The organism is Methylobacterium ajmalii, from assembly GCF_036448855.1.
Lineage (GTDB): Bacteria > Pseudomonadota > Alphaproteobacteria > Rhizobiales > Beijerinckiaceae > Methylobacterium > Methylobacterium ajmalii.
The window spans coordinates 34,594-45,624 of the sequence record NZ_JAZFXT010000001.1 but is presented as its reverse complement, the minus strand read 5'-3'; the positions used below and the strand labels follow the sequence as shown (position 1 = coordinate 45,624).

Sequence of the window (11,031 nt, the reverse complement as noted above, 5' to 3'; positions counted from 1 at the left end):
GGTTCGCCAAGCCGCTGGACGAGGCCCTGATCCTGGACCTGGCCTCAAACCACGAGGTTCTGGTGACGCTGGAAGAGGGGTCGGTGGGCGGCTTCGGCGCGATGGTGCTGCACCTGCTGTCGTCGCGTGGGGCGCTCGACGACGGCCGGGTGCGGGTTCGCACGCTGACGCTGCCGGACAGCTACCAGGACCATGACACGCCGGAGCGGATGTACGCGGAGGCGGGCCTCGACGCTCCCTCGATCGTCAAGGTCGTCGAGGAGATCCTCCCGGCCCGCGGGGCGGCGGCCGAGCGCGGCGGGCGCCTGCGCCTCGCCTGAGACGTCTCGCCGGACGGATTCGTCCCGGGGTCGGGATGCTGATGCGCGGGCGGCACGCCCGTCCGCGATCAACGGACTGCGCCTTGCGAGCGTGGCGCCGGGCTGGCAGAAGCGGCCCGGCTTCCCGAAATTGATGTCACTGTCGGCAAGGGCGGGCCCGCCGCCCGAGCCGCCGAGAAGGAACACATGACCGAGGCCCAGCACCGCACAGCGCCCAACCCGTCCGGCGCCGGATTCGAGCCCGGCCCGGTGCTGATCACAGGTGCCAGCGGCTTCCTCGGCCCGGCGCTGGTCGACGTGTTTCGCGCCGCCGGTTTCCCGGTGCGGGTGCTGGTGCGCGCCACCAGCCCGCGCACCAACCTGACCTGGCCCGACGTCGAGATCGTCGAGGGCGACATGCGCGATCCCGAGGCGGCGGCCAAGGGCATGCGCGGCATGCGCTACCTCGTCCACGCCGCGGCGGATTACCGGCTCTGGGCGCCGGATCCGGAAGAGATCGTGCGCACCAACCGCGACGGCACCCGGGCCCTGATGCGGGCGGCGCTGGAGGCCGGCGTCGAGCGGGTCGTCTACACGTCGAGCGTCGCCACCATCAAGCCGCACGACGACGGTACCCCCGCCGACGAGACCCGTCCGCTGACCCCGGAGACCGCGATCGGCGCCTACAAGCGCAGCAAGGTGGTGGCCGAGCGGGTGGTCGAGGAGATGGTGGCCCGCGAGGGCCTGCCGGCGGTGATCGTCAATCCCTCGACCCCGATCGGCCCGCGCGACGTCAAGCCGACCCCGACCGGGCGGATCATCGTCGAGGCGGCGAACGGCAAGATGCCGGCCTTCGTCGATACGGGCTTGAACCTCGCCCATGTCGACGACGTGGCGAAGGGCCATCTCCTGGCCCTGCACAGGGGCCGCATCGGCGAGCGCTACATCCTGGGCGGCGAGGACGTGCTCCTGTCACGCATGCTCGCCGACATCGCCGGCCTCGTTGGGCGGAAGCCCCCGACCGTGCGGCTGCCGCGGGCGGCGGTCTATCCGGTGGCCTTCGTGTCCGAGCTCGCCGCGCGGATTACCGGCAAGGCGCCGCTCGCGACGATCGACGGCATCCGGATGTCGCGCTACCGCATGTTCTTCTCCGACGCCAAGGCGCGGGCCGAGCTCGGCTACGCGGCCCGGCCCTACCGCGACGGCCTGTCCGACGCCGTCGCCTGGTTCCGTCAGGCGGGATATATTCGATGACAACCGTTACCGAGGCGCGCTCCGGCAAGGGGCATCGCGACGAGAACTTTCCGGTCGCCTCGCACCTGATCCATCCGCGCCACCGCGGCCCGATCCTGGACTTCTACTACTACGTCCGGGCCGGCGACGACGTCGCCGACAATGCCGGCCTGTCGCCCGAGCGCAAGATCGCGCTCCTCGACGGCCTCGCCGACGCGCTGACGGCTAAGGGCCCCGACGACCCGGAAGCCGCGCCCCTGCGCCGTTCGCTCGCCGAGCGCGGTCTGCCGCCGCGCCATGCGCTCGAACTGCTCGACGCGTTCCGGATGGACGCGCACAAGACGCGCTACGAGACCTGGGACGAGCTGGCGCATTACTGCCGCTACTCGGCCGTCCCGGTCGGCCGCTTCGTCCTCGACGTGCACGGCGAGGATCCGGGCCGGACCTGGCCGACCTCGGACGCGATCTGCACCGCCCTCCAGGTGATCAACCACCTGCAGGATTGCGGCAAGGATTATCGCAACGTCGACCGGGTCTACCTGCCGCGGGAGACCCTCGAGAAGCACGGGGCCCGGATCGAGGATTTGGGTGCCGAGCGCGCCACCCCCGCGCTCCGTGCCGTGATCAAGGACCTGGCGCAACGCTGCCTCGACCTCCTCGACGAGGGCCGGCCCCTGCCGGATCTCATCGACGATACGCGGCTCGCCATGGAGATCGCGGCGATCCACCGCCTCGCGGTGCTGCTCGCCCGCGGCCTCCTCGTTCGCGATCCGCTGAGCGAAAAGGTTCATCACGGCAAGGCCGCCTTCGCGCTGACCGCGCTCGGCGCCGCCGCCACGACGCTCGCCCGGCGGCCGTTCCGCCGCCACCTCCATCCGGCCCTGCGGGGAGCCCGACCGTGACCGCCCTCGCCTCTCAGCCCGCCTCGCCCGTCGAGGCCACGACCGAGGCCGCGGCCCTGCCGGCCGCCGGCTCGTCGTTCTACACCGCCATGCGGCTGCTGCCGGCCGAGCAGCGCGACGCGATGTACGCGGTCTACGCCTTCTGCCGCGCCGTCGACGACGTGGCGGATGACGGCGGCGCCCGCGAGGTCCGCGCGGCCGAGCTCGACCGCTGGCGCGCCGACATCGACGCGCTCTATGCCGGCCGGCCCGTGCCGCGGACGCAAGCCCTCGTCGGGCCGGTGCGGCAGTTCGGGTTGAAGCGCGAGGATTTCCAGGCGGTGATCGACGGCATGGCGATGGACGCCGAGGCCGACATCGTCGCCCCGGATTCCGCGACCCTCGACCTCTATTGCGACCGGGTGGCGAGCGCCGTCGGCCGCCTGTCGGTGCGGATCTTCGGCCTGCCCGAGGAGCCCGGGATCAAGCTCGCCCATCATCTCGGCCGGGCGCTCCAGCTCACCAACATCCTGCGCGACATCGACGAGGATGCCGAGCGCGGCCGGCTCTACCTGCCGGCCGAGCCGCTGGCGGCGATCGGGCTGTCCCATGCGACGCCCGAGAGCGCGCTCGCTCATCCGCGTCTCGGGGAGGTCTGCGCCCGGCTCCTCGACGAGGCGCAAGCGCATTACGACGCGTCCTGGGCGATCATGCACGCTCAGTCGCGCCGCGCCACCAAGGCGCCGAGGATCATGGGGGCGGCCTACCACCTGATCCTCGTCGGCCTGCGCAAGCGCGGCTGGGCGGCGCCCCGCGCGCGGGTGAAGCCCGGCAAGCTCGCGCTCGTCGGCGTCCTCCTGCGTCACGCGGTGGTCTGATGGGTACGGTTCATGTCCTCGGGGCCGGCCTCGCCGGCCTGTCGGCAGCCCTGCGGCTGGCCAAGGCCGGCCGGCGCGTCGTGGTGCACGAGGCGGCCAAGCAGGCCGGCGGGCGCTGCCGCTCCTACTTCGATCCGGCCCTCGGACTCACGATCGACAACGGCAACCACCTGCTGTTGTCGGGCAACCGCGACGCCCTCGACTTTCTCAAGCTCGCCGGTGCGCCGGACGGCGTGCTCGCCGGGCCCGACGAGGCTGCCTTCGCCTTCGCCGATCTCGCCACCGGCGAGCGCTGGACCCTGCGCCCCAATGCCGGGCGCCTGCCCTGGTGGGTGCTCGATGCCCGACGCCGGGTGCCGGGCAGCCGCGCCCGCGACTATCTCGCGCCGCTGGGCATCTTCCGCGGCGCGACGCGCTCCGCCACGATCGGCGAGAGCATGGCCTGCGAGGGGCTGCTGTGGGACCGCCTCTGGCACCCGGTGCTGCTCGCCGCCCTCAACACCGAGCCGCAGGAGAGCGATGCGGGGCTCGCCGCCACCATCCTGCGCGAGACGCTCGGTGCCGGTGGCCGGGCCTGCCGGCCGCTCATCGCCGTCGAGGGGTTGTCGGCGGCCTTCGTCGATCCGGCGCTGACGGCCCTCGCCGCGGCCGGGGCCGAAGTGCGCTTCGGCCGTCGCCTGCGGGCACTCGGGATCGAGGGCGGGCGGCTGGCCCGGCTCGACTTCTCGGACGGCATGGAGGAGCTCGGGCCCGACGACGCGGCGGTGCTGGCGCTGCCGGCATGGGTCGCCGCCGGCCTGATGCCGGGTCTGAGCGTGCCGCAGAGCCATCGCTCGATCGTCAACGCGCATTTCGCGGTTCTTCCGAAGCCGGAGGCGCCGCTGCTTCTCGGCGTCGTCGGCGGCGTGACCGAGTGGCTCTTCTCCTATCCCGACCGGCTCTCGGTGACGATCAGCGGCGCCGACCGCCTGCTCGACGTACCGCGGGAAGAACTCGCCCGCACGATCTGGGACGAGGTCTCGCGGCTCTCCGGGTATGCAGGCCAGGCAATGCCGCGCTGGCAGATCGTCAAGGAGAAGCGGGCGACCTTCGCGGCGACCCCGGCGGAGGCGGCGCGCCGTCCGGGTGCGCGCACGCACATCGGGAACCTGGCGCTCGCCGGAGACTGGACGGCGACCGGGCTGCCCTCGACCATCGAGGGCGCGATCCGGTCGGGCGCCACGGCGGCGCAGGTTCTGACAGGCGCCGACATCGGTAACCGTGGCAACGCTGCGTTGCGCGGAGCGGCTTGACGACGGGACCCTGTTTCGGGAACAGCGTGGGCGTAAGCGGCGTTTTGTGCGCTGCGAAAACGAATTGGGATGGCATCATGGGCGGCGGGGCGGAGCCGCCCTCCCTAGAGGAAGGCAGACACACCGTGGCCAAGGTCGAGACGCTGCAACGCAAGAGTACGCAGGACATCACCCTCGACGAAGTCGAGCGGCGGGTCTCCGCCGCGTCCCGGGCGCTGACGCAGCTGGCGCATGCCGACGGGCACTGGTGCTTCGAGCTCGAGGCGGACGCCACCATCCCGTCCGAGTACATCCTCTACCACCACTTCCGCGCCTCGATCCCGCCGCGGGAGCTGGAGGAGAAGATCGCCGTCTACCTGCGCCGGACGCAGAGCGCCCTGCACCACGGCTGGGCCCTCGTCCACGAAGGTCCGTTCGACATGAGCGCGTCCGTCAAGGCGTATTTCGCTCTCAAGATGATCGGTGATCCGATCGACGCGCCGCACATGCGCCGGGCCCGCGAGGCGATCCTTCAACGCGGCGGTGCGGCTCACGCCAACGTCTTCACCCGCACCTTGCTCGCCCTCTACGGCGAGGTGCCGTGGAACGCCGTGCCGGTGATGCCGGTCGAGGTGATGCTGCTGCCGCGGTGGTTCCCGTTCCACCTCGACAAGGTGTCGTACTGGGCCCGCACCGTGATGGTGCCGCTCTTCGTGCTGCAGGTGAAGAAGCCGCGCGCCAAGAACCCGCGCGGGATCGGCGTGCGCGAGTTGTTCACCCAGGATCCGGAGCGGATCCGGCGCTGGCCCTCCGGCGCCCAGGAATCGTCGCCCTGGCGCCCGGTCTTCGCGGCGATCGACGACATCCTGCGGGTGGTCGAGCCGTTCTTCCCGAAGAAGCCGCGGGCCCGCGCCATTGACAAGGCGGTGGCCTTCGTCAGCGAGCGGCTGAACGGCGAGGACGGCTTAGGGGCCATCTACCCGGCCATCGCCAACTCGGTGCTGATGTACGAGGCGCTCGGCTATCCGGAGGATCATCCGCTGGTGGTCACCGCTCGCTCGGCGGTGGAGAAGCTCGTCACCGTCAAGGAGCACGAGGCCTACGTCCAGCCCTGCCTGTCCCCGGTCTGGGACACGGCGCTCGCCGCCCACGCCCTGATGGAGGCCGGCGGCCAGGACAACGAGCGCCAGGCCCGCGCCGCCCTCGAATGGCTCAAGCCCCTCCAGGTGCTCGACATCAAGGGCGACTGGGCGGCCCGCAAGCCGGACGTGCGTCCCGGCGGCTGGGCGTTCCAGTACAACAACGCCCATTATCCCGACCTCGACGATACCGCCGTGGTGGCGATGGCGATGGACCGGGCGCAGACCCGCCTCGGCCCCGGCGAGGGTGGCTCGGACTACACCCAGTCGATCGCTCGGGCCCGCGAGTGGATCGAGGGCCTGCAGAGCCGCGACGGCGGTTTCGCCGCCTTCGACGCCGACAACACCTACCACTACCTCAACTACATCCCGTTCTCCGACCACGGCGCGCTGCTCGATCCGCCGACCGCCGACGTCACGGCGCGCTGCATCTCGATGCTGGCCCAGCTCGGCGAGACCAAGGAGACCAGCGCGCCTCTCGCCCGTGCCGTCGACTACCTGCTCGCCGACCAAGAGGAGGACGGCAGCTGGTACGGCCGCTGGGGCATGAATTACATCTACGGCACCTGGTCGGCACTGTGCGCGCTGAACGCCGCCGGGCACGACCCGGCCTCCGTGCCGGTCCGCAAGGCCGTCGACTGGCTGGTCTCGATCCAGAACCCCGACGGCGGCTGGGGCGAGGACGCGACGAGCTACAAGCTCGAATACCGCGGCTACGAGCGCGCCGGCAGCACCGCCTCGCAGACCGCCTGGGCGCTGATCGCCCTGATGGCGGCCGGCGAGGCCGACCATCCGGCGGTGGCCCGCGGCGTCAACTATCTCGCTCGCACGCAAGGTGCGGACGGGCTGTGGGGCGAGGAGTTCTACACCGGCACCGGCTTCCCGCGGGTGTTCTACCTGCGCTATCACGGCTACGCGAAGTTCTTCCCGCTCTGGGCGCTGGCGCGCTACCGCAACCTCCAGCGGGGCAACAGTCGCAAGGTTGCGGTCGGAATGTAGCGACGACCGGTCGGGTCCGCGGCGCAACCGCACCCCGCCGGAACGACCGCCCGGGCTCGGGCATTCCCCGGGCCGGGAGACGCGCGATGACCCTTTACAGCTACCACATCTCCCACGAGCAGTGCCCGCCCCGGGCGCTGCTCGCGCTGGCTCAGCGGGCCGAGCAGGCCGGCTTCGACGGGGCCTTCTCCTCCGACCACCTCCAGCCCTGGTCGCCGAGCCAGGGCGAGTCGGGCTTTGCCTGGGCCTGGCTCGGCGCCGCGCTCCAGGCGACGGAGCGGCTGACCTTCGGCGTCATCTCGGTGCCGGGGGGCTGGCGCTACCATCCCGTCGTGCTGGCCCAGGCGGTGGCGACCCTCGGACAAATGTTTCCCGGCCGGGTGCCGTGGGTGGCGCTCGGCAGCGGCCAGGCGATGAACGAGCGCGCCACCGGCGGGTCCTGGCCCGACAAGGCCGAGCGCAACGCCCGCCTGCGCGAGGGCGCCGAAATCATGCGGGCCCTGCTCGCCGGGGAGACCGTGACCCAGCGCGGCCGCCTGACGGCGGTGGAGGCCAAGGTGTGGTCCCTGCCCGAGACCCCGACGCGGCTCGTGGGCGCGGCCACCAGCATCGAGACCGCCGCCTGGCTCGGTGCCTGGGCCGACGGCCTCCTCACCGTCGGGACGAACCCTGAGGCGCTCGGGCCCATCGTCGACGCCTTCCGGGAGAACGGTGGCGCCGACAAGCCTGTCTTCCTCAAGATGGACCTGAGCTACGCGCCCGACCCGGCCGAGGCCCTGCATCAGGCCCATGCCGAGTGGCGCTTCAACGCCCTGCCGGCCTCGGTCGCCTGGGAATTGCCCCGGCCGACCGATTTCGAGGCCGCCGCCCGCTACCTGCGGCCCGAGGACATGCACGAGACCGTGCTGATCTCCCACGACTTGCCGGCTTTGACCGAGCGCATCGCGGCCTGCGCGGCCCTCGGCTTCGACAGCATCGACCTGCATCAGGTCGGCGGGAGCCAGCCGGCCTTCATCGACGCCTTCGGCGAGCGGGTGCTGCCCGTGCTGCACGGCCGCAAGGCCCCGGTGATCGAGTTCGATCCTTTCGGGCGCAAGCCCGCGGCGCGAGCCGGATAGGCGGCGGCTAACGCCCCGAAAACGCGACGAGGCGCTCGACCGGCCGGTCGGGCGCCTCGCAGGATTTAGTCAGTAGCCGTAGTAGAAACGGCGCGGACCGTAGACCGGACGGCGCCAGTACGGTCGCGGGCCGTAATAGTACGGGCGTGGCCCGTAGAACGGCCGCGGTCCATAGAAGGGACGGCAATAGCCGAACCGGTTCGGGGCGAAGCCCGGGCCGCAGCCGCCGGCCACCTTTGTCACGCCGGTCTCCGGCGCAAGCGAGTCCGCTGCGCCGAGGCCGATCGGGGCGGCCTGCGCCGCCGACGCGAGAACCAGGCCGCCCGCAACGAGGCCGGCCATCCCGAGCACCTTGACGTGCATCATCGTGGGATCTCTCCTTCAGGACGAGGGCGGACGTGAGCACCGCCCTACCCCTTCAGGATAGACGCTAACGACCTGAACGCAGGCTGAGCACGCCGGTCGACGCCCGATCGGCCCGGGGCTGCGGGTGCTCCATGCCTCAGAGGGGCAACCCGGCTTCCCGTCAGCGCGCCGCGCCGCGGCCGCGGCGGTTCTGGCCGAGGCCCGATGTCTTGGCGAGTTCGGAGCGCTGGGCGGCGTAGTTGGACGCGACCATCGGGTAGTCGTGCGGCAGGCCCCACTTCTGGCGGTACTGCTCGGGGGTGAGCCCGCGGCCGGACAGATGGCGTTTCAGCGTCTTGTAGGGCTTGCCGTCCTCGAGGCTGATGATGTGGTCGGGCGTGACGGTCTTCTTGATCGGCACCGGCGGGGTCGCCCGCTCGGGCTCCGGCGCCTGCGGCGCGCCGAGCCGGTCGAGCGACGTGTGGATGGCCGCGATCAGCCCCGGAAGCTCCGCTACCGGAACGGAGTTGTTCGCCACGTAGGCCGATACGATGTCGGCGGCGAGCTCGATCAGATCGAGGGGTCGGGTCGTGTCATCGTCGATCATGGCACACCGGATTGAAGTGATCGCCTCAGGAGGCCACGTATTCCGGCAGGCGTCAACCGTAGCAGATATGGACAACAACAGGTTTCGAAGATCGGGACACGAAGCGGAAAAAGTATCGTACCCGATCTGCTGCGTGCTGACGCCTCGGCCGAGAGCGGCACCGGTCGGGGCGGCGCCGGGGCCACACCGGCGTGGGATATCGCCCTAGCGTGTTGGTCCTGACGGTTTTTTCGTGCGCGGTGGTTTCCCCTCCGCGGGTAAATGCCCTAGCTGTCGCTGCATTGCGCCATCCGGCGTTCCGTTCCTGTCAGCACGATCCCAAGACCTCCCATGACCGACAAGAACCGCCGTTTCCTGGTCGCCGGCTCGGCAGCCGGCCTTGCCTCGACGCTGCTGGCGGGCGCCTGGTCCCGTCCGGCTCTGGCCTGGACGGACCAGGATTTCGCGCCCGCCCGGCGCCGGCGCTCCCGCGATCCCGTGCCGGCGGATGACGGTGCGTTCTACGACACGCGAGGCCAGGCTGCCGATCCGTACTACCGGGGCGAGCCCGCGCCCGTGGAGACGCCGGAGGAGGATTCGTTCTGGGGCGGCCCGCGGCGCCAAGCGCCGCCGCCCCAGGGTGCCGTCGACCCGAACGCCGCGGTCGTGGTCGATGACGGGCCGATCGACTACGCCCGCGCCTACGCGGCGGTGGAGACGGAGCCGTTCCCGGTCCAGGCCTTCCGCTGGCGCCGGGCCAACCCGTCCTTCCTGCGCCAGGAGGTCGCCTATGGCGGCCGCTACGCGCCGGGCACGATCGTCGTCGATCCGCGGGCGCACCATCTCTACCTGATCCAGGAGGGCGGCCGGGCCCGCCGCTACGGTGTCGGCGTCGGCCGCCAGGGTTTCGCCTGGAACGGCGCGGCTACCATCAACTCCAAGCAGGCCTGGCCGGACTGGTATCCGCCCAAGGAGATGATCGCCCGCCAGCCGGCGCTCGCCCGCAGCGTGTCGAAGCTCCAGAGCGGCCTCGGCGTACCGGGCGGCCCGCGCAACCCGCTCGGCGCCCGCGCTCTCTACCTTTGGCAGAACAACAAGGACACGCTCTTCCGCATCCATGGCACCACCGAGCCGGAAAGCATCGGTCGCAGCGTGTCGTCGGGCTGCATCCGGATGATCAACCAGGACGCGATCGACCTCTATGCCCGCGTGCCGGTGGGTGCGCAGGTGGTGGTGCTGGGCTGAAACGGGCGGGCGACGGCAGAATCATCGCGTCCTGCATCGGTGTTCCACCGTCGCCCCGCCTGTCCGGCATGATCGCTCCTACTCCGAAGGTCGGACCTTGGAACTCGGGACGGCCTGTGCCGTCTCCGGCGCCGCCACAATCGTCTTGACCGCCGGCAAAGCGGCGGCCGCCGCGACGAGGCCGGCATTGCGCCGTGCGTAAAGCCCCCAGACGGTGACGATGAGTGTCACGAGGGCGCCGGTCAGCGTGGCGGCCGTGTCGGTGTCGATCCAGCCGTACCCGACGGCGATGCCGCCGGCGAACTGCAGCAGGGTGCGCAGCAGCGCGGCGAGCTGTTCCTGGTTCATGGCGATCTCGCGGTGAGGAGGGTGTGCGGTCAGGCCGCGGCAGGCCGGCCGCAGGCCGGGCAGCTGGAGGCGGATGCCGGCGCGGTGTGGAGCGCCAGCGCCGCGGCGCGGACCTCCTCCACCCGCCGGCCCCAGCCGCGCCCGAACCGCGGCCAGGTCGAGAGCGCCCGCAGGAACGCCAGCCGCCCGTCGCACAGGGCGTTCACCAGCCCGGGCACGTCCCGGCCGGCGAGCGCCGCCAGCGTCACCGGCCCGAGCCGGCCGTCGTCGGCGATGCCCAAGGCGCGCTGCAGCCCGATCACCGCGCGCTTGGGCCCGCTGTTCACCGCGAAGTCGAACAGCGCGTAATCCAGACCCGCCGGCAGCGCGTCGCCCTGCACCGCGTCCCAGAACCGGCGCCGGTAGAGCGGCGACACGCTCGCGACGGTCTGCGCCTTCACCTCCGCCTTCGTCGCCGGCCGGCCGAGCCACAGGCTCAAGGTGCCGATCGTCACCCCGAGGTTCGTCGCACCCCCCGGGTCGGCCGGGTCGTCGGACCATCCGCCCTCGTGGGCCAGGACGAGCGTCATCGCCCGCTCGAACGTCGTCGCGGTCATCGGTCTCTCCAGGTTGTGCAGAGGGGGGCGGCGCGCCGGCCGTCGGGCCCGGGCGTCGGACCGCGATCAGGGGCCGCTGGTCAGGGACTGCCG

The 11,031-nt window shown here is 71.7% G+C and carries 12 protein-coding genes; 8 read left to right on the top strand and 4 right to left on the bottom strand.

What is annotated here, in order from left to right:
* From V3T34_RS00215 to V3T34_RS00185, 7 genes are all read left to right on the top strand, one after another.
* On the top strand, positions 1–320 hold a 320-nt coding region (locus tag V3T34_RS00215), incomplete at its 5' end, for a transketolase C-terminal domain-containing protein (RefSeq protein WP_305079588.1).
* A 186-nt stretch (positions 321–506) separates the two neighbouring features.
* A complete protein-coding gene (gene hpnA, locus V3T34_RS00210) occupies positions 507–1,553 on the top strand; it encodes a hopanoid-associated sugar epimerase (protein ID WP_305079587.1) in 1,047 nt (348 codons plus the stop codon).
* Positions 1,550–2,434, top strand: coding sequence for a squalene synthase HpnC (hpnC, locus tag V3T34_RS00205; RefSeq protein ID WP_305079586.1), 885 nt, complete (start codon positions 1,550–1,552; stop codon positions 2,432–2,434). The genes hpnA and hpnC overlap by 4 nt, the downstream gene beginning before the upstream one ends.
* Before the next feature lie 89 nt (positions 2,435–2,523).
* Positions 2,524–3,291, top strand: coding sequence for a presqualene diphosphate synthase HpnD (gene hpnD, locus V3T34_RS00200; protein WP_407942625.1), 768 nt, complete (start codon positions 2,524–2,526; stop codon positions 3,289–3,291).
* Positions 3,288–4,583 (top strand): hydroxysqualene dehydroxylase HpnE, encoded by a 1,296-nt coding sequence (gene hpnE, locus V3T34_RS00195; RefSeq protein WP_091891748.1) that lies wholly within the window; start codon positions 3,288–3,290, stop codon positions 4,581–4,583. Before hpnD ends, hpnE begins: the two co-directional genes overlap by 4 nt.
* Before the next feature lie 77 nt (positions 4,584–4,660).
* Positions 4,661–6,700 (top strand): squalene--hopene cyclase, encoded by a 2,040-nt coding sequence (gene shc / locus V3T34_RS00190; protein WP_175540099.1) that lies wholly within the window; start codon positions 4,661–4,663, stop codon positions 6,698–6,700.
* Positions 6,701–6,786: 86 nt separating this feature from the next.
* A complete protein-coding gene (locus V3T34_RS00185; protein WP_305079584.1) occupies positions 6,787–7,818 on the top strand; it encodes a TIGR03885 family FMN-dependent LLM class oxidoreductase in 1,032 nt (343 codons plus the stop codon).
* A gap of 69 nt (positions 7,819–7,887) precedes the next feature.
* Here the strand turns inward: V3T34_RS00185 and V3T34_RS00180 are convergent, their stop codons facing one another.
* Positions 7,888–8,184 (bottom strand): GCG_CRPN prefix-to-repeats domain-containing protein, encoded by a 297-nt coding sequence (locus tag V3T34_RS00180; RefSeq protein WP_305079583.1) that lies wholly within the window; start codon positions 8,182–8,184, stop codon positions 7,888–7,890.
* A 160-nt stretch (positions 8,185–8,344) separates the two neighbouring features.
* Positions 8,345–8,770, bottom strand: coding sequence for a Ros/MucR family transcriptional regulator (locus V3T34_RS00175; RefSeq protein WP_060848797.1), 426 nt, complete (start codon positions 8,768–8,770; stop codon positions 8,345–8,347).
* 330 nt (positions 8,771–9,100) lie between these two features.
* On the opposite strand from V3T34_RS00175, the gene V3T34_RS00170 reads away from it, so the two are divergent.
* Positions 9,101–9,994: a L,D-transpeptidase gene (locus tag V3T34_RS00170; protein WP_060848798.1), complete on the top strand. Its 894-nt coding sequence runs from the start codon at positions 9,101–9,103 to the stop codon at positions 9,992–9,994.
* A gap of 78 nt (positions 9,995–10,072) precedes the next feature.
* Here V3T34_RS00170 and V3T34_RS00165 read toward each other — a convergent pair whose 3' ends face one another.
* Together V3T34_RS00165 and V3T34_RS00160 are read right to left on the bottom strand one after the other, a co-directional pair.
* Complete coding sequence (locus tag V3T34_RS00165) at positions 10,073–10,342, bottom strand: Pam3-gp28 family putative phage holin (RefSeq protein ID WP_060848799.1); 270 nt, start codon at positions 10,340–10,342, stop codon at positions 10,073–10,075.
* Between the two features lie 29 nt (positions 10,343–10,371).
* Positions 10,372–10,938, bottom strand: a complete 567-nt coding sequence (locus V3T34_RS00160; protein ID WP_305079582.1) for a glycoside hydrolase family 108 protein — start codon at positions 10,936–10,938, stop codon at positions 10,372–10,374.
* Between the last annotated feature and the right edge of the window lie 93 nt (positions 10,939–11,031).